Genomic DNA, 21,122 nt, shown 5'->3' on the forward strand with positions numbered 1-21,122 from the left:
TTTTTTACTATGCGTCTAAACCCCAGCCAACAACGCGCCGTCGAGTTTGTTACCGGCCCCTGTCTGGTGCTGGCGGGAGCGGGATCGGGCAAAACCCGCGTCATCACCAATAAGATTGCCCATCTGATCCGCGAGTGCGGCTATCAGGCGCGCCATATCGCGGCGGTTACCTTTACCAATAAAGCCTCGCGCGAGATGAAAGAGCGCGTCGCCCAGACGCTGGGAAAAAAAGAGGCGCGCGGCCTGATGATCTCCACCTTCCATACGCTGGGACTGGAGATCATTAAGCGCGAATACGCCGCGTTGGGCATGAAGTCCAACTTCTCGCTGTTCGACGATACCGACCAGCTGGCGCTGCTGAAAGATTTGACGCAGCCGTGGCTGGAAGAGGACAAGACGCTGCTGCAGCAGCTGATCTCGACCATCTCCAACTGGAAGAACGATTTGATCGATCCGCCGCGCGCCGCCGCGCTGGCGCGCAGCGAGCGCGACAATATCTTCGCTCACTGCTACAGCCTCTACGATCAGCATCTTAAATCGTGCAACGTGCTCGACTTCGACGATTTGATCCTGCTGCCGACGCTGCTGCTGCAGCGCAATCAGGAGGTGCGGGAGCGCTGGCAGCAGCGCATTCGCTATCTGCTGGTGGATGAGTATCAGGACACCAATACCAGCCAGTATGAGCTGGTGAAGCTGCTGGTGGGCGCGCGGGCGCGCTTTACCGTGGTCGGAGATGACGACCAGTCGATCTACTCCTGGCGCGGCGCGCGGCCGCAGAATCTGGTGCTGCTGAAAGAGGATTTTCCGGCGCTGGAGGTGATCAAGCTGGAGCAGAATTACCGCTCGTCGCAGCGCATCCTGAAAGCGGCGAATATCCTGATCGCCAACAACCCGCACGTATTCGAGAAGCGGCTTTTCTCCGAGCTCGGTCTCGGCAGCGAACTCAAAGTGCTGACCGCGAACCATGAGGATCATGAGGCGGAGCGCGTAACGGGCGAGCTGATCGCGCACCATTTCATCAATAAAACGCAGTATAAAGATTACGCAATTCTCTATCGCGGCAATCATCAGTCACGCGTGTTTGAAAAGATGCTGATGCAGAACCGCATTCCCTATCGCATCTCTGGCGGCACCTCGTTTTTTTCGCGGCCCGAGATTAAGGATCTGCTCGCCTATCTGCGCGTGCTTACCAACCCGGACGACGACAGCGCCTTTTTGCGCATCGTCAACACGCCGCGTCGCGAGATTGGCCCGGCGACGCTGCAAAAGCTGGGCGAGTGGGCGAACCTGCGCAATAAAAGCCTGTTTAACGCCAGTTTCGACGTCGGCCTTGGGCAGACGCTAAGCGGGCGCGGCCTGGAACATCTGCAGCGCTTTACCCACTGGCTGCAGGAGATCGTGCAGATGACCGAGCGCGAGCCGGTCAACGCGGTGCGCGATCTGATCCGCGGCATCGACTATGAAAGCTGGCTGTTCGAAACGTCGGGCAGTCCGAAAGCGGCCGAAATGCGCATGAAGAACGTCAATACGCTGTTTCAGTGGATGACGGAGATGCTTGAGGGCAGCGATATCGACGAGCCGATGACGTTGACGCAGGTGGTCACGCGCTTTACGCTGCGCGACATGATGGAGCGCGGCGAGAGCGACGAAGAGCTCGATCAGGTGCAGCTGATGACGCTGCACGCCTCGAAAGGGCTGGAATTTCCCTACGTCTTTCTGGTCGGCATGGAAGAGGGGTTGCTGCCGCATCAGAGCAGCATCGATGAGAACAACATCGAAGAGGAGCGCCGTCTGGCCTACGTCGGCATTACCCGCGCGCAGAAAGAGCTGACCTTTACGCTCTGCCGCGAGCGGCGCCAGTATGGCGAGCTGGTGCGTCCGGAGCCGAGCCGCTTTCTGCTGGAGCTGCCGCAGGATGATGTGGTCTGGGAAACCGAGCGCAAGGTCGTCAGCGCCGAAGAGCGGATGAAAACCGGGCAAACGCGGGTCGCCGGCCTGCGGGCGATGCTGGAGAAGGCGAAAAAGGGCTAAGCGTTCCGTTGCTTTGATTTGCTTTACCGGATGGTCACTGGCTAAATAAGATACTATTAGTAGTGCTTTTAAAGGTGCTATTATTAGTATCTTTAGAATTATCCTCTTTTAGTCCATGCTATTAGCTCAAGGGGTCAAACGATGCCTTTTACTATTCTGACCAATACAGCAGCCAGTATCACCGATTTGAAACGTGATCCTATGGGAACAATCCGTTCCGCTGAGGGCGAAACCATTGCCATACTCAATCGTAATGAACCTGCTTTCTACTGCGTACCGCCTGCTGTCTACGCTTATTTGATGGAGCTGGCGGAGGATGCCGAACTAGGACGTCTGGTTGACGAGCGATTGGCTGAGTTGCCTGATGCGAAAGAGATTTCGCTCGATGACTTATAAACTTAAATTCATTCCCTCCGCTGAAAAGGAGTGGAAAAAACTGGGTCATACCATTCGAGAGCAGTTCAAGAAAAAGCTGGCCGAGCGGTTAGTAAATCCGCGCATTCCTGCTGCTCAACTTCATGGCCGTAAAGATCAGTATAAAATTAAACTCAGGGCTACCGGTTACAGGCTAGTTTATTTGGTTGAGGATGAAACCATCACGGTCATCGTTTTGGGCATAGGGAAAAGGGATGGCGGCCAGGTCTATCTGAATACTGCAGATCGCTCAGTGTAAACGGCTATTTTGAATAACCGTAATAGCCATGCCTTAAGATATTTGCAGCAGCCAGTGCACGTAGGACTGGTAATGGCTCTCCTGACCCAGCAGCTCGGCGCGCAGCGGATGCGCTTCCAGCCAGCCTGCCGGCAGAGTGAGATGCAGCGTATCGTCGTCAGCCTGTAAGCGCACCGCAGGCAGCGTATCGTCGCGACGACGGCTGGAAAAGATGATCGCCAACCGCAGCAGACGGCAGAGGCGTTCGGCAAGACGCGGCGGAAGAGCGTTTTGCTGGGTCAGCAGTGCTAAATCGATGCTGCCGCTCTGGTTCTGCAGCAGGCAGGCCAGCAGTTTTTTCTGCGCGGGCGTAAAGCCGGGGAGATCGAGATGGCGCACCAGATAGGCGGCGTGCTGTGGAGCCTGGCGGAAATCGACGCTAAGGCCGATTTCGTGTATCGCGCTGGCGCTGAGCAGCAGCTCGCGGCAGCGCTGATCCAGTTTCCATACCGCGCTCACCTGACGGAAAAACACGTCGGCCAGCTGACGCACGCGCGCTGCCTGTTCCACATCGATAGAGAAACGACGCTGAACGTTGTGCAGCGTGCGGCTGCGGATATCGCGATCGACCGGCAGATGCAGCATGCCGTAAACCAGTCCCTCGCGCAGCGCGCCGCCGGCCAGCGTCATGCTTTCGATGCCGAGCTCCTGGAATACCGCAATCAGAATGGAAAGGCCGCTGGGGAAAACCAGCGCGCGCTCCAGCGTTAAGCCTTCGATCTCCAGCTCTTCCAGCTTGCCGCACTGAATGGCGCGCTGTTTGAGCTGCTGCAGCTTACTCAGGGTGATGCGTTCGTCCATGCCCTGCGCCACCATAATCTCCTGCAGCGCCTGGACGGTGCCGGAGGCGCCGACGCAGGCTTCCCAGCCGTGAGCGCGCAGCGGCGAGGCGATAGGGCGGATCATGTCGATCGCGGCCTGCTCGGCGGCGTCGAAATTCTCTTTTGCCAGATGACGGTCGCTGAAGAAGCGTTCAAGCCAGGTTACGCAGCCCATCGGCAGGCTAAACAGCACGGAGGCGTGCGAGCCGTCGCCGGTGGCCAGCTCGGTGCTGCCGCCGCCGATATCGACCACCAGCCGCTTGTCCGAGCCGCCAGTGGTATGCGCGACGCCCTGATAAATCAGGCGCGCTTCCTCTTCGCCGCTGATAACGTTAATCGTGCAGCCCAAAATCTGCTGTGCGGTAAACAGGAATTCGCTGGCGTTAGCCGCCAGGCGCAAGGTGGCGGTCGCGACCACGCGGATCTGTTCGGAAGGAATATCCTGCAGCTGTTCGGAGAAGAGCTTCAGACACTCCCAGCCGCGCGTCATCGCCTCGACGGAAAGATGGTTATTTTTGTCCAGGCCGGCAGCCAGACGCACCTTGCGCTTAATGCGCGCGACGGTCTGAATGCTTCCGGAAACTTCGCGCACCACCAGCATATGAAAGCTGTTGGATCCCAGATCAATCGCAGCATAAAGTGACGATGCGCTTAGCATAATGTGGATTAACCCGAACGTTTACGGTTGTTGTTACGCGGCGCTCCACGACGATTCGCGTTGTTGCCGCCGCGGCGCGGACCGTTGCCGGTACGGGCGCGAGCCAGACGCTTCGGCGGCGGCAGGTCGTCCATCAGCGCGTCGCTGTTGTACTTGCTCACCGGAATGCTGTGGCCGATATACTCTTCAATCGCCGGCAGATTCAGCGCGTACTCTTCACAGGCCAGGCTGATAGAGTGTCCGCTGGCGCCCGCGCGGCCGGTACGGCCGATACGGTGAACGTAATCTTCGCGATCGTCAGGCAGGTCGTAGTTAAAGACGTGCGTGACCGCAGGAATATGCAGGCCGCGCGCCGCCACGTCGGTCGCCACCAGGATATCGACGTCGCCTTTGGTGAAGTCGTCCAGAATGCGCAGGCGCTTCTTCTGCGGCACGTCGCCGGTCAGCAGGCCGACGCGATGGCCGTCCGCCGCCAAATGGCCCCAGATATCTTCGCAGCGATGCTTGGTGTTGGCGAAGACGATAGCGCGATCCGGCCACTCTTCTTCCAGCAGCGTCTGCAGCAGGCGCATTTTTTCTTCGTTCGACGGGTAGAAAAGCTCTTCTTTAATGCGATGACCCGTTTTCTGCTCTGGCTCCACCTCAACGTACTCGGCGTTGTTCATGTGTTCGAAAGCCAGTTCGCGCACGCGCCAGGAGAGCGTGGCGGAGAAGAGCATGCTCAGGCGCTGCGTCGCAGGCGGCATGCGGCGGAACAGCCAGCGGATATCTTTAATAAAGCCGAGATCGAACATGCGGTCGGCTTCGTCCAGCACCAGCACCTGAATCGCGCCGAGGTTAATGTGGTTCTGTTTCGCGTAATCGATCAGACGGCCGGTGGTGCCGACCAGGATGTCGACGCCGTCGGCCAGCACTTTTAGCTGCTTGTCGTAGCCGTCGCCGCCGTAAGCCAGGCCCAGCTTCAGACCGGTGGCCTGCGCCAGCGGTTCGGCGTCGGCGTGGATCTGCACCGCCAGTTCGCGCGTCGGCGCCATGATCAACGCGCGCGGCTGATTGATCTGACGGCCTTCCTGGGCAGGGTGAGTGAGAAGATGATGAAACGTCGACGTCAGAAACGCCATCGTTTTGCCGGTACCGGTTTGCGCCTGGCCTGCGACATCACGCCCTGAGAGCGTAAAGGGCAGAGCTAACGCCTGAATAGGCGTACAGTGATGAAAGCCTTTTTTATCAAGGGCTTCCACGACCAGAGGGTGCAGGGCGAAGTCGGAAAACTTCTGTTCTGTTAAGTGTGTTTTGCTCATAGTGTGGTAGAATATCAGCTTACTATCGCTTTACGAAAGCGTATCCGATGAAATAAAGTCAACCTTCGTTGGTAAACTTTACGCCAATTCGCCAGGCATAATCTTGTGGAGTAATACATGAGCAGCGATAAAATCGTTCACCTCACCGATGACAGTTTCGATGCAGACGTTCTGAAAGCAGAAGGTGTCACACTGGTAGATTTCTGGGCTGAATGGTGTGGTCCTTGCAAAATGATCGCCCCGATTCTCGATGAAGTTGCCGAAGAGTACGACGGTAAGCTCACTATCGCCAAGCTGAACATTGACGATAACCCGGGCACCGCGCCGAAGTACGGCATCCGCGGCATCCCGACGCTGCTGCTGTTCAAAAACGGTGAAGTCGCCGCGACGAAAGTCGGCGCGCTGTCTAAAAGCCAGCTGAAAGAGTTCCTGAACGCCAACCTGGCGTAAGGACGAGAACGTTCGGCGGTGGCGAATTTTCTTCCACTGCTGGACGTTCGCATTTTAGCGTGCTAAGTTACTTTCACTGCATTACGCACTTACCTTGTAGTTTGCATCTTAAAGATTTCCTTTGTTAAACCCTGAAGCACGTTCCGTATACAGCGGTTTAGCAATTCTGACGGTTAGCACCAACTTTGGCATCGCATTTCAACCGTCTCTCTCGCTTCCAGTCGCCATCCCTGACGATGATCGTCGAGAAGAGTTGAAAGCGCCATTAACAGGCATGGAATATTAAGCCATACCATTCACGACCAACATTTCGAGAATTACCCCGAGTTTAAGAACCCATCACTATGAATCTTACCGAATTAAAGAACACGCCGGTTTCTGAGCTGATTACCCTCGGCGAAAATATGGGGCTGGAAAACCTGGCGCGCATGCGCAAACAGGATATTATTTTCGCCATCCTCAAACAGCACGCGAAAAGCGGCGAGGACATCTTCGGTGATGGTGTGCTGGAGATATTGCAGGACGGATTTGGTTTCCTCCGCTCCGCAGACAGCTCTTACCTCGCCGGTCCCGACGACATCTACGTTTCTCCCAGCCAAATTCGCCGTTTCAACCTTCGCACTGGTGACACCATCTCCGGCAAAATCCGTCCGCCGAAAGAGGGCGAGCGTTACTTTGCGCTGCTGAAGGTTAACGAGGTTAACTACGATAAGCCTGAAAACGCGCGTAATAAGATTCTGTTCGAAAACCTGACGCCGCTGCACGCCAACAGCCGTCTGCGCATGGAGCGCGGCAATGGTTCGACGGAAGACCTTACCGCACGCGTGCTGGATCTGGCTTCGCCGATCGGCCGCGGCCAGCGTGGTCTGATTGTCGCGCCGCCGAAAGCGGGTAAAACCATGCTGCTGCAGAATATCGCGCAGAGCATCGCCTACAACCATCCAGACTGCGTGCTGATGGTGCTGCTGATCGACGAACGTCCGGAAGAAGTGACCGAGATGCAGCGTCTGGTCAAAGGCGAAGTCATCGCCTCTACCTTCGACGAACCGGCTTCACGCCACGTTCAGGTTGCCGAAATGGTAATCGAGAAGGCAAAGCGTCTGGTTGAACACAAGAAAGATGTGATCATCCTGCTCGACTCCATCACTCGCCTGGCGCGCGCCTACAACACCGTAGTGCCGGCATCAGGTAAAGTGCTGACCGGTGGTGTTGACGCCAACGCCCTGCATCGTCCGAAGCGCTTCTTCGGCGCCGCGCGTAACGTGGAAGAGGGCGGCAGCCTGACCATCATCGCGACCGCGCTGGTTGATACCGGTTCGAAGATGGATGAAGTGATTTACGAAGAGTTTAAAGGCACCGGTAACATGGAGCTGCACCTCGCACGTAAAATCGCTGAAAAACGCGTCTTCCCGGCGATTGACTACAACCGCTCCGGTACGCGTAAAGAAGAGCTGCTTACTTCCCAAGAAGAGCTGCAGAAGATGTGGATCCTGCGCAAGATTATTCACCCGATGGGCGAAATCGACGCGATGGAATTCCTCATCAACAAACTGGCGATGACCAAAACCAACGACGAATTCTTCGATATGATGAAGCGCTCGTAATTCCGCGCTGGCTAATCGAGACGGCGAAACCGACTTTTTTAGCCTAAATGCGCAGGAATTCGCCCTAACGCCACGTCTTAACGTGGCGTTTTTTATTTGTGCGCATTAGGATTACCGCTGGCAGGAGCATTTATAATGACTGCGGCGGCAGTGCGCAAAAAATAACCATGCGCGCGTGGTCGGAAGCAGAATTCGGACTCGGGATGAAAGGCAAAAACATGCAGTTTGTTTATCCTGTCCCTGATTTTAGCTGAGAGCGTTAAACGTGAATTTACTCACTATGAGTACTGAGCTGGGCCTTACTTTTCTATTTTCTTTAGTCTTTATCTTTTTTGCGCGCAAAGCGGCTAAAAAAATAGGTCTGGTCGACACGCCTAATTCCCGTAAACGTCATCACGGCGCCATTCCACTGGTCGGCGGCATTTCCGTATACGCCGGCATCTGTTTTATGTTTCTCATTACCCGCTTCTACCTGCCGCACGCCACGCTTTATCTTATCTGCGCCGGTCTGCTGGTGCTGGTCGGCGCGCTCGACGATCGTTTCGATATCAGCGTAAAAATCCGCGCCGTGGTGCAGGCCGCGGTAGCGGTGGCGATGATGGTGGGCGCCAAACTCTATCTGCTCAGCCTCGGCTTTATTATCGGCCCGGTTGAGCTAGTGGTCGGGCCGTTCGGCTACGTGCTGACGCTGTTCGCCGTCTGGGCGGCGATTAACGCCTTTAATATGGTGGACGGCATCGACGGCCTGCTGGGCGGCCTTTCCTCGGTCACCTTTGCGGCGATGGGCATTATTCTCTGCTTCGACGGGCAGTACAGCCTGGCCGTCTGGTGCTTCGCCATGATTGCCGCCACCATACCTTATATCTTGTTGAATCTTGGTTTTCTCGGTCGTCGCTATAAAGTCTTTATGGGCGATGCCGGCAGCACCATGATTGGCTTCACCATTATCTGGATCCTGCTGGAAACCACGCAGGGATTGAGTCATCCGATTACGCCCGTGACCGCGCTCTGGCTGATCGCCATTCCGCTAATGGATATGGTGGCGATTATGTATCGTCGCCTGCGCAAAGGCATGAGCCCTTTCTCCGCTGACCGGCAGCATATTCATCATTTGATCATGCGCGCTGGCTTCACCTCGCGCCAGGCGTTTGTGTTGATCACCGTAGCGGCCGCGATTCTCGCCGGCATCGGCGTGCTCGGCGAGTACCTCGCCTTTATCCCCGAGTGGGTGATGCTGGTGCTGTTTATGGTGGCGTTTATGTTTTACGGGTATTGCCTGAAACACGCCTGGCGCGTGGCGCGCCTGATCCGTCGTATAAAGCGTCGTTTGAACGCTCATCGCGACGCTAAGAAAAAATTACCCTGATAAGGATTGCCTTGTGATGACCTCTGAGGTTGCAGATAACGAACTGGATATTCGCGGCCTGGGCTGCGCGTTATGGCGCGGCAAGCGCTGGATTATCGGTCTGGCGCTGCTTTTCGCGCTGGTCGCGTGGCTGGCTTCGCTGCTGATGAAACAGGCGTGGAGCACCACGGCGATTACCGATCGTCCTACGGTGAATATGCTCGGCGATTACTACGCGCAGGAGCAGTTTCTGAATAATCTCGACGTGCGCAACAATACGCTCAATCTGGCGGCACCCTCGCCGACCATTATGGATGAGGTCTATCAGGAATTTATTATGCAGCTGGGCGCCTGGGATACGCGCCGCGACTTCTGGCAGCAGACGGAATATTACAAAAGCCGTCGCTCAGGCAACGCCCATAACGACGCCGCGCTGCTTGACGATATGGTCGCCAATATCCAGTTTCTGCCCGCCGACGCGGCGCGCAACACGCGCGACAGCGTTAAGCTCATCGCGGAAACCGCCGGGGACGCCAACAACCTGCTGCGCCAGTATATAGCCTTCGCCAGCGAGCGTGCGGCGCGCCACCTTAACGGCGAGCTGAAAGGCGCATGGCAGGCGCGCAGCGAGCAGCTGCAGGCGCAGGTGAAGCGTCAGGAAGATGTGGCGAACGCCGTTTTCCAGCGTCAGCAGCATCGTCTGCAGCAGGCGCTGAAGGTCGCCAGCCAGCAGGGCATCCATGAAAACCGCTCGCGCGACGCGCGCGAACCGATCGCCGACAGCGACCTCTTCCTGCTGGGCGAGCCGCAGCTGCAGGCGCAGCTGGAAACCCTGCAGGCGACCGGACCCAGCTACGATATCAGCTATGATCAAAACAGGGCGATGCTCACCACGCTGAGCGCCGGCCCGACGTTGAACCGCACCTTCCAGACCTACCGCTACCTGCGTACGCCGGAAGAGCCGGTTTCGCGCGACAGCCCGCGTCGCCTGTTTATGATGGTTATGTGGGGCGCGTTAGGCGCATTGACGGGCGCAGGCGTGGCGCTGGCGCGTCGTTCCGGCGTCAGATCAGCGAGAGAAACCGCGTGAAAGTGCTAACAGTATTCGGGACTCGCCCGGAGGCGATAAAAATGGCGCCGCTGGTGCAGGCGCTGGCGCAGGATCCTGCGTTTGACTCTCGCCTGTGCGTCACCGCGCAGCACCGCGAAATGCTCGATCAGGTTCTGCGCCTCTTTGCGCTGCAGCCCGATTATGACCTGAACGTGATGCGTCCTGAGCAAGGATTAACGGAGATCACCTGCCGCATTTTACAGGGCATGAAAACCGTGCTGCTCGACTTTAAACCCGACGTGGTGCTGGTGCATGGCGACACCACCACCACGCTCGCCGCCAGCCTGGCGGCATTTTATCAGCAGATCCCGGTCGCCCACGTCGAGGCGGGACTGCGCACCGGCGATTTGACGTCGCCGTGGCCCGAAGAGGGCAACCGCAAGCTGACCGGTCATCTTGCCCGGTTGCACTTTACCCCGACCGAGCGCTCGCGCCAGAATCTGCTGGCGGAAAATTTGCCCGACGCGCGTATCTTCGTCACCGGCAATACGGTGATCGACGCGCTGCTGTGGGTGCGCGATCGGGTTATCGCCGATCCCGGCCTCAACGCGCAGCTCGCCGGCCGCTATCCCTTCCTCGACAGCGAGAAGAAGCTGGTGCTGGTCACCGGCCATCGTCGCGAAAGCTTCGGCGAAGGTTTTGAGCGTATCTGCAGCGCGTTGGCGCGTATCGCCCGTCAGCATCCCGACGCGCAGATCGTCTATCCGGTGCACCTCAACCCCAACGTCAGCGAGCCGGTTAACCGCATCCTCAGCGGCATCGACAATATCGTGCTGATCGAGCCGCAGGAGTATCTGCCTTTCGTCTGGCTGATGAACCGGGCCTGGCTAATCCTCACCGACTCCGGCGGCATTCAGGAAGAAGCGCCTTCGCTGGGCAAACCGGTGCTGGTGATGCGCGACGCGACGGAACGGCCTGAAGCGGTCGACGCCGGCACCGTGAAGCTGGTCGGCACCGACGTAGAGAAAATCGTGGCTGAAGTCGGTCTGCTGTTGACCGACGAAACGGCCTGGCAAACCATGAGCCGCGCGCACAACCCTTACGGCGACGGCAACGCCTGTCAGCGCATTCTGCAAGCCTTAAAAGATACCCGAGTTGACCTATGAGTTTTGACACCATTTCCGTGATTGGACTGGGCTACATTGGGCTGCCGACCGCAGCCGTTTTCGCGTCGCAAAAGAAAAAGGTCGTGGGGGTCGATATCAACGCCCACGCGGTAGAGACCATTAACCGTGGGGCGATCCATATCGTCGAGCCCGCGCTGGACAAAGTGGTCCACGATGCCGTTACCCAGGGTTTTCTGCGCGCCACCACGCAGCCCGAAGCGGCCGACGCCTTTCTGATCGCCGTGCCGACGCCCTTTATGGCGGACCATCAGCCCGATTTGCGCTTCGTTAAGGCGGCGGCGGAATCGATCGCCCCGGTATTGAAGAAGGGCGATCTGGTGATCCTGGAATCGACCTCGCCGGTCGGCGCCACGGAGCAGATGGCGGAGTGGCTGGCGGTGACGCGTCCGGATCTGCGTTTCCCGCAGCACGGCGGCACGCCCGATATCTTTATCGCCTACTGTCCGGAGCGCGTGCTGCCGGGCAAAATCATGCAGGAACTGATTCACAACGACCGCGTGATCGGCGGCATGACGCCCGCCTGCTCGGCGCAGGCCAGCGCGCTCTACCGTATTTTTCTGCAGGGCGAATGCGTGGAGACCAACGCGCGCACGGCGGAGCTATGCAAGCTGACGGAAAACAGCTTCCGCGACGTTAATATCGCTTTCGCCAATGAGCTGTCGCTGATTTGCGCCGATCAGGGGATTAACGTCTGGGAACTGATTGCGCTGGCGAATCGCCATCCGCGCGTCAATATTCTGCAGCCGGGGCCTGGCGTCGGCGGGCACTGCATTGCGGTCGATCCCTGGTTTATCGTGGCGCAAAATCCGTCGCTGGCGCGGCTGATCCGCACCGCGCGCGAAGTGAACGACAGCAAGCCGCACTGGGTGCTGAATCAGGTCAAGGCGGCGCTGGCGGACTGCCTTACCCAGAGCGGCAAGCGCGCCGATGAGATTGTCATCGGCTGCTTCGGGCTGGCGTTTAAACCCAACATCGACGATCTGCGCGAAAGCCCGGCGATGCAGGTAGCGCAGATGATCGCCGAATGGCATCGCGGCCAGAGCTGGGTGGTCGAGCCGCATATCGCCGCGCTGCCCGCCGCGCTCGCCGACAAGGCTGCGCTGGTTTCCCGCGAGCAGGCGCTGGCGGAGGCCGACGTGCTGGTGATGCTGGTGGACCACGATCACTTCCGCGCCGTTGACGCGTCGCAGGTTACGCAAAGCTGGATTGTGGATACGCGGGGAGTATGGCGGTGAAACAGTTCTTAATCACCGGCGGCGCAGGTTTTATCGGCTCGGCGCTGGTGCGTTTTCTTATCGAAGAGACGGATCACCGCATCGTTGTGGTCGACAAGCTCAGCTATGCAGGCAATCTCGCCTCGCTGGCGAGCGTGATGCAGCATGCGCGCTTCGCTTTCGAACAGGTGGATATTTGCGATCGTCCGGCGCTGGATGCTGTTTTCGCGCGCTATCAGCCCGACTGCGTTATGCACCTGGCGGCTGAAAGCCACGTCGACCGCTCTATCGACGGCCCGATAGCCTTCGTCGAAACCAATATCGTCGGCACCTATCAACTGCTGGAGGCGGCGCGCAGCTACTGGAACAGACTTGAAGCAGCGCGACGCGAAGCTTTTATCTTCCACCATATCTCCACCGACGAAGTGTTTGGCGATTTGCAGGATCCGCAGGCGTTTTTTACCGAAACCACGCCCTATGCGCCAAGCAGCCCTTATTCAGCGACCAAGGCCAGCAGCGATCATCTGGTGCGCGCCTGGCTGCGTACCTACGGCCTGCCAGTTATCGTCACTAATTGCTCGAATAACTATGGCCCCTGCCATTTCCCGGAAAAGCTTATCCCGCTCACCATCATCAATGCGCTGGCGGGCAAGCCGCTGCCGGTTTACGGCAACGGTGAGCAGATCCGCGACTGGCTCTATGTCGAAGATCATGCGCGCGCGCTCTATCGCGTCGTGAGCAGCGGCAAGGTTGGCGAAACCTATAATATCGGCGGGCATAATGAGCAGCGCAATATCGACGTGGTCAACACTATCTGCGATTTACTGGAGCAAATGGCGCCGGAGCGAAAAGCCGCTGGCCTGACGCACTACCGCGATTTGATTACGTTTGTGGCGGATCGTCCCGGTCACGATCAGCGCTATGCCATCGACGCCAGCAAAATTGCGCGCGAGCTGGGCTGGACGCCACAGGAAACGTTCGACAGCGGCATGCGCAAAACCGTGCGCTGGTATCTGGAAAATCAGGCATGGTGGCAGGCTATTCTGGACGGGCGCTATCGCGGCGAGCGGCTAGGCCTGGCTGCGTCGCGTTCATGACGGCGTCAGAGGAGCGGAAGCGATGAAAGGTATTATTCTGGCAGGCGGCTCAGGCACGCGTCTTCATCCCATTACGCGGGCGATTTCTAAACAGCTGCTGCCCGTGTATGACAAGCCGATGATCTATTACCCGCTGTCGGTGCTGATGCTGGCGGGCATTCGCGACATTCTGCTGATCACCACGCCCGAGGATCGCGATCATTTTGTGCGCCTGCTGGGCGACGGTAGCGAATTCGGCATCCATCTCAGCTATGCGGTGCAGCCAAGCCCGGATGGACTGGCTCAGGCGTTTATTATCGGCGAGCGCTTTATCGACGGCGATCGCTGCTGTCTGGTATTGGGCGACAACCTCTATTTCGGCCAGGGCTTCAGTCCGAAGCTAAAAAAAGTCGCCGCACGCGAGCAGGGCGCGACGGTGTTTGGCTATCAGGTGATGGATCCTGAACGTTTTGGCGTTGTGGAGTTTGACGAAGCCTTCAACGCGCTCTCTATTGAAGAGAAACCCAGCGCGCCGAAATCGCGCTGGGCGGTAACCGGCCTCTATTTTTACGATAATCAGGTTGTCGAATTTGCAAAGCAGGTAAAACCTTCCGCGCGCGGCGAGCTGGAGATTACCGCCATCAACCAGATGTATCTGGCGCGCGGCCAGCTCTCCGTCGAACTCTTAGGGCGCGGATTCGCCTGGCTCGACACTGGCACGCACGACAGCCTGATCGAGGCCAGCACCTTTGTGCAGACGGTGGAGAAACGACAGGGTTTCAAAGTCGCCTGTCTGGAGGAGATCGCCTGGCGCAACGGCTGGCTGAGCGACGAGCAGCTGCGCGTCGCCGGAGAAGCACTGACGAAAACCGGCTACGGCCAGTATCTGCTGGATCTGTTACATGCCCGTCCACGTCAGTATTAATCCCCTGGCGTGGGAAAGCGCCTTTTTCGGTTGCAAGACGGCGCGACTCGATCTGGACGGCGACCTGCCGCTGAGCGAGGCGCTGCGCCAGCCAGCCGATCTATGGCAGATCAAAGTGCCCGCCGACCGACTTGAGGCGATCGACGCTCTCTGTCAGCAGGGATTTCAGCTGGCGGAAGGCGAAGCCGATCTGGCCATCAACATTAAACGCACCGAACGGCAGAGCGGCATCCGCATCGCCCGCGAGTCGCAAATCAGCGCGCTGCGCGCCGCCGCGGCGCAGATCTTCGTGCAGAGCCGCTTTCGCGCGCCCTGGTTCGAGGCAGACGCCAGCGCGCGCTTTTACGCCCAGTGGATTGAAAACGCGGTGCGCGGCACCTTTGATCATCAGTGCCTGATCGCCAGCGATGAGGCGGGCGCGCTGCTTGGTTTTATCTCACTGCGTGAGACGGAAGGTGAGGCGCGGGTCGGGCTGCTGGGCGTGCTGCCACATGCGCAGGGCAACGGCGTCGGGCAGCGCCTGCTGCTGGCAGGCGCAGACTGGGGACGCGTCCGCCAGCTCGGCCGTCTGCGCGTCGCGACGCAGCTCAGCAACCTGCCGGCGATGCGACTCTATTTACGCAGCGGTGCCCGGCTGGAAAGCACCGCTTACTGGTTCTACAGGAAAGGTCATGATCCCATTTAACGCGCCGCCGGTTGTCGGCAGCGAACTTGAATATATGCAATCGGCGATGGCCAGCGGCAAGCTGTGCGGCGACGGCGGTTTTACCCGCCGCTGTCAGCAGTGGATGGAGCAGCGCTTCGGCAGCAAAAAAGTGCTGCTGACGCCGTCGTGCACCGCTTCGCTGGAGATGGCGGCGCTGCTGATCGATCTGCAGCCGGGCGATGAAGTGATTATGCCGAGCTACACCTTCGTCTCCACCGCCAACGCCTTTGTGCTGCGCGGCGCGACCATCGTCTTCGTGGATATTCGTCCAGATACGCTCAATATCGACGAAAGCAAAATCGAAGCGGCGATCACCGAGAAAACGCGCGCCATCGTGCCGGTGCACTATGCGGGCGTGGCCTGCGAAATGGACGCCATTATGGCGCTGGCGGCGAAACATCAGCTCTGGGTCATCGAGGATGCGGCGCAGGGCGTGATGTCGCGCTACAAGGGACGCGCGCTGGGCACGATTGGCCATATTGGCTGCTTCAGCTTTCATGAGACCAAGAACTACACGGCAGGCGGCGAAGGCGGCGCGACCCTGATCAACGATGCGGCGCTGGTGGAGCGCGCCGAAATCATCCGCGAGAAGGGCACCAACCGCAGCCAGTTTTTCCGCGGCCAGGTGGATAAGTATACCTGGCGCGATATCGGCTCGAGCTATCTGATGGCGGATCTGCAGGCGGCCTATTTGTGGGCGCAGCTTGAAGCGGCCGATCGCATCAATCAGCAGCGTTTGCGCCTGTGGCAGCGCTATTACGACGCGCTGCAGCCGCTGGCGGCGCAAGGGCGTATCCAGCTGCCGTCGCTGCCCGCCGACTGCGAGCACAATGCGCATATGTTCTATATCAAACTGCGCGACAGCGACGATCGCCAGGCGCTGATTAGCTGGATGAAAGAGGCGGAGATCCTGACGGTTTTCCACTATATCCCGCTGCACAGTTCGCCCGCCGGCCAACGGTTCGGCCGCTTTCACGGCGAAGAGCGTTTCACTACGGCCGAGAGCGAGCGTCTGCTGCGCCTGCCGCTGTTTTACAACCTGACGGACAATAACCAGAATACGGTTATCAGTTCCCTGCTGAGTTTCTTCGCCTGATGTCGCTGGCAAAAGCGTCGGTGTGGACGGCATCGTCCACACTGGTGAAAATCGCTGCTGGTCTGCTGGTGGTGAAACTGCTGGCGGTGAGTTTCGGCCCGGAAGGGGTAGGGCAGGCGGGAAACTTTCGCCAGCTGATCACCGTGCTCGGCGTGCTGGCGGGCGCAGGCATCTTCAACGGCGTCACCACCTACGTTGCGAAGTATCAGCATCAGCCGGAGCCGCTACGCGCGCTGCTGGGCACCGCATCGGCGATGGTGCTGGGCTTTTCCACGCTGCTGGCGCTGGTTTTTCTGCTGGCGGCCGCGCCGATTAGCCAGGCGCTGTTTGGCCATACGCGCTTTGCGAATGTGGTGCGCATCATCGCCTTCCTGCAGTTCGGCATCGCCTGGGCCAACCTGGCGCTGGCGCTGCTGAAAGGCTATCGCGACGCGCGAGGCAACGCGCTGGCGCTGATCGTCGGCAGCCTTATCGGCGTCGCGGCCTATGTGCTCTGCTGGTGGACAGGCGGCTATGCGGGCGCGCTGGCGGGCTTTGCGCTGGTGCCTGCGCTGGTGGCTGTTCCGGCATTCATTTTGCTGAAGAAACGCGTGCCGCTGCCGCTCGCCTGGCTGAAGCCGCAGTGGCAGCCGGAACTGGCGCGCAGCCTGGCGAAATTCACCCTGATGGCGCTGATTACCTCGGTGACGCTGCCGGTCGCGTGGATAATGATGCGCAACCTGCTGGCGCAGCACGACGGCTGGGCGCAGGTCGGCCTGTGGCAGGGCGTTACCAGCATCTCCGACGCCTGGCTGCAGTTTATCACCGCCACCTTCAGCGTCTGGCTGCTGCCGACACTGGCGCGGCTGGAGCAGAAACGCGATATCGCGCGTGAAATCATGCGCGCGCTGCGCTTTGTCTTGCCCGCCGTAGCGGCGGTCGGCTTTTGCGTCTGGCTACTGCGCGACGTGGCGATCTGGCTGCTCTTTTCGCCGGCGTTTCACGCCATGCGCGATCTCTTCGTCTGGCAGCTGTGCGGCGACGTGTTCAAGGTCGGTGCCTATGTTTTCGGTTACCTGGTGATTGCTAAGGCGTCGCTGCGCTTCTATATTCTGGCCGAAATCAGCCAGTTCGCGCTGCTGACGCTCTTTTCGCGCTGGCTCATCCCGCTCTCGGGCGTAACCGGCGCGGCGCAGGCCTATATGGCGACCTATCTTGTTTATTTCGCGCTCTGCTGCGGCGCTTTTATGATTTATTACCGAAAAAAATGACGTTAATCCACGTTCTGGGATCGGATATCCCCCATCACAATCAGACGGTGCTGCGCTTTTTCAACGAGGTGTTGAGCGTTGAGCTGCCTGCCGATCGGCCGCGCCGATTTATGGTGGTGACGCAGCAGCCTGCCGCGCTCGCTGCCTTCAGCCATCTCGACATTGAGACCTTCGCGTCGAAAAAGGCGCTGGCGCAGGCGCTGACGGCGCGGGCGAAAACGCGCGAGCAGCGTTTTTTCTGCCACGGGCAGTTTAATCCGGGCATCTGGCTGGCGCTGCTGAGCGGTAAGATCCGCCCCAGCCAGATCTACTGGCACGTCTGGGGCGCCGATCTTTACGAAGAGTCGCGCAGCCTGAAGTTCCGCCTGTTCTATCTGCTGCGCCGCATCGCGCAGGGGCGCGTCGCACGGGTTTTCGCCACCCGCGGCGATTTACACCACTATCAGCAGCGGCATCCGCGCGTACCGTCCCAACTGCTCTATTTTCCGACGAGAATGCCTGCCGCCGCGCCGCAAAGCGCGCCGGACGCGCGCTTTACCGTGCTGTTGGGCAACTCCGGCGACGCCAGTAATCGCCATATTGACGGCCTCAAAGCGATTCGCGCGCAGTTTGGCGAGGAGACGCGCGTCGTGGTGCCGCTGGGCTATCCGCCTGACAATGACGCCTACATTAGCGAGGTTGAGAAAGCCGCCGCGACGCTGTTTCCTGCTGGGCAGGTCGAGCTGCTGCGCAGCAATCTCGCCTTTGACGACTATTTAGCGCTGCTCGCCCGCTGCCATTTAGGCTATTTTATGTTCGAACGCCAGCAGGGCATCGGAACGCTCAGCCTGCTGATTCAGGCTAACGTGCCTTTTGTGCTGAACCGGCGCAATCCGTTCTGGCGCGATATCAGCGAGCAAGGCTTGCCGGTGCTGTTTAGCGGCGATGCGCTGGATCGCGCGAGCGTCGCGGAAGCGCGCCGACAGCTGGCGAGCTGCGATAAACAGGCCATCGCCTTTTTCGCGCCGGGCTATGTGGCGGGCTGGCGCGAGGCGTTGCGCCAATGTGAAAGGGAGTCCTTATGAACCTCATGCAGTTCAGCGGTCTGCTGGTGGTTTATCTGCTGTCGCTGGGTTTTATTCTGACCCTCACCTGGCGGGAGTTCAGGCGCGTGCGCTTTAATTTCCACCTCTTTTTTACGCTGCTGTTTTTACTGACTTTCTATTTCGGTTTCCCGCTAACCAGCGTGCTGGCGTTCCGCTTTAACGTCGAGGTAGTGCCGCCGGAGTATCTGCTGCAGGCGCTGCTGTCGGCGACGGCGTTCTACGCTGTTTACTACGTCAGCTATAAGGTGCGGCTGCGCCCTGCGACGGTGCCGCGCGCCCGGCCGTGGCTGCAGATGAACCGCGTCGAGACGCACCTGACCTGCGTGCTGCTGGCGCTGGTGGCGATCGGTACGGTAACGGTCTTTTTCCTGCACAACGGCTTTCTGCTGTTCCGTCTGACCGCCTATAACCAGATTTTCTCCAGCGAAGTCTCCGGCGTGGCGCTGAAGCGCTTTTTCTATTTCTTTATCCCGGCGATGCTGATCCTCTATTTTCTGCGGCCGACGCAGCGCAACTGGCTGCTGTTTCTGGTGGTTACGGTGGCATTCGGCCTGCTGACCTACGCGCTGGTGGGCGGCACGCGCGCCAATATTATTATCGCGTTCGCTCTGTTCCTGTTTATCGGCATTACGCGCGGCTGGATCAGCCTGTGGATGCTGGCGGCGGCGGGCGTGCTGGCGATAGGCGGCATGTTCTGGCTGGCGCTGCGACGCTATAACCTCAACGTGTTCGGTGAAGAGGCGGTTTACACCTTTCTTTATCTGACGCGGGATACCTTTTCGCCCTGGGAGAATCTGGCGCTGCTGCTGGAGAACTACTCAAAGATCGAGTTTCAGGGACTGGCACCCATCTGGCGCGACTTTTATGTCTATATACCCGGCTGGCTGTGGCCGGGCAGGCCGTCGATGGTGCTCAACAGCGCCAACTACTTTACCTGGGAAGTGCTAAACAACCATTCCGGCCTGGCGATTTCGCCTACCCTGCTGGGTTCGCTGGTGGTGATGGGCGGCGCCTGGTTTATCTTGCCGGGCGCGGTGGTGGTCGGGTTGATTATCAAAGGCTTCGATACGCTCTATTTGCGCGGGCGCGACGCCGACAATCGCTATAGCGGCGCGATCATGCAGAGTTTCTGCTTTGGCGCGGTGTTTAATATGATTGTGCTGGCGCGCGAGGGTCTGGACGCGTTCGGCTCGCGCGTGGTCTTTTTCGCTTTGATTTTTCTGGCCTGCCTCGGCGTGGCGAAGATGCTTTACTGGCTGCTGGATCGCGCCGGGCTGATTCGACGTCGCGGCGGCCAGGCTGTACATAGCCTCACTTAACGCCTCTGGCATAACAGGAAGATAGAACTCAACCATGACAAGGTTACCGGAAGCGCCGCAGTATGAGATTCGCGGCGTGTCGCTGTATGGTTTCGACAGTATGTCCGCCTTTGTGGATTTTTTGCTGCCGGGCGAGACGGCGCGCAGCGGAACGCTAGTGGCGCTCAATGCCGAGAAGATGCTGACGGCGGAGCACGACGACGCGCTGCGCGCGCTGTTGCAGGAGGCGGAATTCAAATATCCCGACGGCATCAGCATCGTGCGCTCTGTCCGTAAAAAGTATCCCCAGGCCGAGGTGCAGCGTATTGCGGGCGCCGATTTATGGGAGGCGTTAATGGAGCGCGCCGGACGGCAGGGCACGCCGGTGTTCTTGATCGGCGGGCGTCAGGCGGTGCTGGATGAGACCTGCGATAAGCTGCGCCGGCAGTGGAATGTCAATATCGTCGGCGCGCAGGACGGCTATTTCGCGCCTGCCGATCGCGACGCGCTTTTTACCCGCGTCGCCGCCAGCGGCGCGCGTATCGTGACTGTCGCGCTGGGCTCGCCGCGTCAGGAGCTGTTGATGCGCGACTGTCGCGCGCGCTGGCCGCACGCGCTCTATATGGGGGTAGGTGGCACCTACGACGTGTTTACCGGTCACGTGAAGCGCGCGCCGAAGATTTGGCAGCGTCTGGGGCTGGAATGGCTCTATCGCTTGATTCGACAGCCCAGTCGGCTGCGTCGCCAGCTAAAATTGCTGAAATATTTGCGCTATCACTGGCGTGGCGATCTCTGATATTACTGATTACTTCGGCCTTTTTTCGCTGCGGAAATAGCCAGAGTGCTGCATTACTCGACGAAATGCACAAAGCGTAATCAAACGCGTTTTTTTATTAAAAAAGCACTGGACAGCATCACCCCAAGTCCGTAGTATGCCCATCCGCAACGGCGCTACGCGCCCGTAGCTCAGCTGGATAGAGCGCTGCCCTCCGGAGGCAGAGGTCTCAGGTTCGAATCCTGTCGGGCGCGCCATTTAGTTTGTGCGCAGGAGCTGCGGTGGTTACATTACCGCGTTAGTAAAGAGTTACATGGTGTAGGTCGGTGGCTTGCAACATAACGAATTGTGGTGGCTATAGCTCAGTTGGTAGAGCCCTGGATTGTGATTCCAGTTGTCGTGGGTTCGAGTCCCATTAGCCACCCCAGATTTTGCTGGGATACGCGAAGGTGGCGGAATTGGTAGACGCGCTAGCTTCAGGTGTTAGTGTCTTAACGGACGTGAGGGTTCAAGTCCCTCTCTTCGCACCAGGCAAAA

The 21,122-nt window shown here is 58.9% G+C and carries 19 protein-coding genes and 3 tRNA genes; 20 read left to right on the plus strand and 2 right to left on the minus strand.

Features of this window, described 5'->3' with window-relative positions; genetic code table 11:
* Positions 1–9 precede the first annotated feature (9 nt).
* From rep to JS46_RS19110, 3 genes are all read left to right on the plus strand, one after another.
* The gene (gene rep, locus JS46_RS19100; RefSeq protein WP_033754526.1) at positions 10–2,031 is read left to right on the plus strand and encodes a DNA helicase Rep; all 2,022 of its coding nucleotides are present in this window, start codon (positions 10–12) and stop codon (positions 2,029–2,031) included.
* A 141-nt stretch (positions 2,032–2,172) separates the two neighbouring features.
* Entirely contained in the window at positions 2,173–2,427 is a 255-nt protein-coding gene (locus JS46_RS19105) for a type II toxin-antitoxin system Phd/YefM family antitoxin (RefSeq protein ID WP_033754529.1), read from the plus strand.
* Positions 2,417–2,704 carry a type II toxin-antitoxin system RelE/ParE family toxin gene (locus JS46_RS19110; protein WP_033754532.1) on the plus strand — a complete coding sequence of 96 codons (288 nt, stop codon included), beginning with the start codon at positions 2,417–2,419 and terminating at the stop codon, positions 2,702–2,704. The genes JS46_RS19105 and JS46_RS19110 overlap by 11 nt, the downstream gene beginning before the upstream one ends.
* 33 nt (positions 2,705–2,737) lie before the next feature.
* Here JS46_RS19110 and gppA read toward each other — a convergent pair whose 3' ends face one another.
* Both gppA and rhlB read right to left on the minus strand, forming a co-directional pair.
* The gene (gene gppA, locus JS46_RS19115; protein ID WP_033754535.1) at positions 2,738–4,222 is read right to left on the minus strand and encodes a guanosine-5'-triphosphate,3'-diphosphate diphosphatase; all 1,485 of its coding nucleotides are present in this window, start codon (positions 4,220–4,222) and stop codon (positions 2,738–2,740) included.
* An 8-nt stretch (positions 4,223–4,230) separates the two neighbouring features.
* Complete coding sequence (gene rhlB / locus JS46_RS19120) at positions 4,231–5,523, minus strand: ATP-dependent RNA helicase RhlB (protein ID WP_033754537.1); 1,293 nt, start codon at positions 5,521–5,523, stop codon at positions 4,231–4,233.
* A 117-nt stretch (positions 5,524–5,640) separates the two neighbouring features.
* On the opposite strand from rhlB, the gene trxA reads away from it, so the two are divergent.
* From trxA to JS46_RS19205, 17 genes are all read left to right on the plus strand, one after another.
* Positions 5,641–5,973, plus strand: a complete 333-nt coding sequence (gene trxA, locus JS46_RS19125; protein ID WP_033754540.1) for a thioredoxin TrxA — start codon at positions 5,641–5,643, stop codon at positions 5,971–5,973.
* A gap of 344 nt (positions 5,974–6,317) precedes the next feature.
* Positions 6,318–7,577: a transcription termination factor Rho gene (gene rho / locus JS46_RS19130; RefSeq protein WP_033754542.1), complete on the plus strand. Its 1,260-nt coding sequence runs from the start codon at positions 6,318–6,320 to the stop codon at positions 7,575–7,577.
* A 280-nt stretch (positions 7,578–7,857) separates the two neighbouring features.
* Positions 7,858–8,943: a UDP-N-acetylglucosamine--undecaprenyl-phosphate N-acetylglucosaminephosphotransferase gene (gene wecA, locus JS46_RS19135; RefSeq protein WP_033754545.1), complete on the plus strand. Its 1,086-nt coding sequence runs from the start codon at positions 7,858–7,860 to the stop codon at positions 8,941–8,943.
* A gap of 16 nt (positions 8,944–8,959) precedes the next feature.
* On the plus strand, positions 8,960–10,012 hold the full coding sequence (wzzE, locus tag JS46_RS19140) for an ECA polysaccharide chain length modulation protein (protein ID WP_033754547.1): 1,053 nt from the start codon (positions 8,960–8,962) through the stop codon (positions 10,010–10,012).
* Positions 10,009–11,139, plus strand: a complete 1,131-nt coding sequence (gene wecB / locus JS46_RS19145; protein WP_033754550.1) for a non-hydrolyzing UDP-N-acetylglucosamine 2-epimerase — start codon at positions 10,009–10,011, stop codon at positions 11,137–11,139. The genes wzzE and wecB overlap by 4 nt, the downstream gene beginning before the upstream one ends.
* A complete protein-coding gene (wecC, locus tag JS46_RS19150) occupies positions 11,136–12,395 on the plus strand; it encodes a UDP-N-acetyl-D-mannosamine dehydrogenase (protein ID WP_033754553.1) in 1,260 nt (419 codons plus the stop codon). The genes wecB and wecC overlap by 4 nt, the downstream gene beginning before the upstream one ends.
* Positions 12,392–13,471, plus strand: a complete 1,080-nt coding sequence (gene rfbB, locus JS46_RS19155) for a dTDP-glucose 4,6-dehydratase (RefSeq protein WP_033754704.1) — start codon at positions 12,392–12,394, stop codon at positions 13,469–13,471. The genes wecC and rfbB overlap by 4 nt, the downstream gene beginning before the upstream one ends.
* Before the next feature lie 22 nt (positions 13,472–13,493).
* Positions 13,494–14,375: a glucose-1-phosphate thymidylyltransferase RfbA gene (gene rfbA, locus JS46_RS19160; protein ID WP_033754556.1), complete on the plus strand. Its 882-nt coding sequence runs from the start codon at positions 13,494–13,496 to the stop codon at positions 14,373–14,375.
* Positions 14,353–15,060 carry a dTDP-4-amino-4,6-dideoxy-D-galactose acyltransferase gene (rffC, locus tag JS46_RS19165; protein WP_033754559.1) on the plus strand — a complete coding sequence of 236 codons (708 nt, stop codon included), beginning with the start codon at positions 14,353–14,355 and terminating at the stop codon, positions 15,058–15,060. The genes rfbA and rffC overlap by 23 nt, the downstream gene beginning before the upstream one ends.
* On the plus strand, positions 15,047–16,177 hold the full coding sequence (gene rffA / locus JS46_RS19170; RefSeq protein WP_033754562.1) for a dTDP-4-amino-4,6-dideoxygalactose transaminase: 1,131 nt from the start codon (positions 15,047–15,049) through the stop codon (positions 16,175–16,177). Before rffC ends, rffA begins: the two co-directional genes overlap by 14 nt.
* Positions 16,177–17,427, plus strand: a complete 1,251-nt coding sequence (wzxE, locus tag JS46_RS19175) for a lipid III flippase WzxE (protein WP_033754565.1) — start codon at positions 16,177–16,179, stop codon at positions 17,425–17,427. Before rffA ends, wzxE begins: the two co-directional genes overlap by 1 nt.
* On the plus strand, positions 17,424–18,491 hold the full coding sequence (locus JS46_RS19180) for a TDP-N-acetylfucosamine:lipid II N-acetylfucosaminyltransferase (protein WP_033754566.1): 1,068 nt from the start codon (positions 17,424–17,426) through the stop codon (positions 18,489–18,491). The genes wzxE and JS46_RS19180 overlap by 4 nt, the downstream gene beginning before the upstream one ends.
* Positions 18,488–19,831 carry an ECA oligosaccharide polymerase gene (gene wzyE / locus JS46_RS19185; protein ID WP_033754568.1) on the plus strand — a complete coding sequence of 448 codons (1,344 nt, stop codon included), beginning with the start codon at positions 18,488–18,490 and terminating at the stop codon, positions 19,829–19,831. Before JS46_RS19180 ends, wzyE begins: the two co-directional genes overlap by 4 nt.
* A 34-nt stretch (positions 19,832–19,865) precedes the next feature.
* The gene (gene wecG, locus JS46_RS19190; RefSeq protein WP_033754570.1) at positions 19,866–20,606 is read left to right on the plus strand and encodes a lipopolysaccharide N-acetylmannosaminouronosyltransferase; all 741 of its coding nucleotides are present in this window, start codon (positions 19,866–19,868) and stop codon (positions 20,604–20,606) included.
* A 159-nt stretch (positions 20,607–20,765) separates the two neighbouring features.
* A tRNA-Arg gene (locus tag JS46_RS19195) sits at positions 20,766–20,842 on the plus strand.
* Between the two features lie 94 nt (positions 20,843–20,936).
* Positions 20,937–21,012, plus strand: a tRNA-His gene (locus tag JS46_RS19200).
* A gap of 16 nt (positions 21,013–21,028) precedes the next feature.
* A tRNA-Leu gene (locus JS46_RS19205) sits at positions 21,029–21,115 on the plus strand.
* The last annotated feature ends 7 nt before the right edge of the window (positions 21,116–21,122 follow it).

It is taken from the genome of Pantoea sp. NGS-ED-1003 (assembly GCF_000738765.1).
Taxonomy (GTDB): Bacteria; Pseudomonadota; Gammaproteobacteria; order Enterobacterales; family Enterobacteriaceae; genus Pantoea; species Pantoea septica.

Coding starts and splice junctions, on each gene's coding strand:
- trxA (WP_033754540.1), top strand. CDS start 5,641: ATGAGCAGCGATAAAATCGTTCACCTCACCGATGACAGTTTCGATGCA.
- rffA (WP_033754562.1), top strand. CDS start 15,047: ATGATCCCATTTAACGCGCCGCCGGTTGTCGGCAGCGAACTTGAATAT.
- JS46_RS19180 (WP_033754566.1), top strand. CDS start 17,424: ATGACGTTAATCCACGTTCTGGGATCGGATATCCCCCATCACAATCAG.
- gppA (WP_033754535.1), bottom strand. CDS start 4,222: ATGCTAAGCGCATCGTCACTTTATGCTGCGATTGATCTGGGATCCAAC.
- wecG (WP_033754570.1), top strand. CDS start 19,866: ATGACAAGGTTACCGGAAGCGCCGCAGTATGAGATTCGCGGCGTGTCG.
- rfbA (WP_033754556.1), top strand. CDS start 13,494: ATGAAAGGTATTATTCTGGCAGGCGGCTCAGGCACGCGTCTTCATCCC.
- rhlB (WP_033754537.1), bottom strand. CDS start 5,523: ATGAGCAAAACACACTTAACAGAACAGAAGTTTTCCGACTTCGCCCTG.
- JS46_RS19105 (WP_033754529.1), top strand. CDS start 2,173: ATGCCTTTTACTATTCTGACCAATACAGCAGCCAGTATCACCGATTTG.
- wecC (WP_033754553.1), top strand. CDS start 11,136: ATGAGTTTTGACACCATTTCCGTGATTGGACTGGGCTACATTGGGCTG.
- wecA (WP_033754545.1), top strand. CDS start 7,858: ATGAGTACTGAGCTGGGCCTTACTTTTCTATTTTCTTTAGTCTTTATC.
- wzyE (WP_033754568.1), top strand. CDS start 18,488: ATGAACCTCATGCAGTTCAGCGGTCTGCTGGTGGTTTATCTGCTGTCG.
- wzzE (WP_033754547.1), top strand. CDS start 8,960: ATGACCTCTGAGGTTGCAGATAACGAACTGGATATTCGCGGCCTGGGC.
- rho (WP_033754542.1), top strand. CDS start 6,318: ATGAATCTTACCGAATTAAAGAACACGCCGGTTTCTGAGCTGATTACC.
- JS46_RS19110 (WP_033754532.1), top strand. CDS start 2,417: ATGACTTATAAACTTAAATTCATTCCCTCCGCTGAAAAGGAGTGGAAA.
- rep (WP_033754526.1), top strand. CDS start 10: ATGCGTCTAAACCCCAGCCAACAACGCGCCGTCGAGTTTGTTACCGGC.
- wzxE (WP_033754565.1), top strand. CDS start 16,177: ATGTCGCTGGCAAAAGCGTCGGTGTGGACGGCATCGTCCACACTGGTG.
- rffC (WP_033754559.1), top strand. CDS start 14,353: ATGCCCGTCCACGTCAGTATTAATCCCCTGGCGTGGGAAAGCGCCTTT.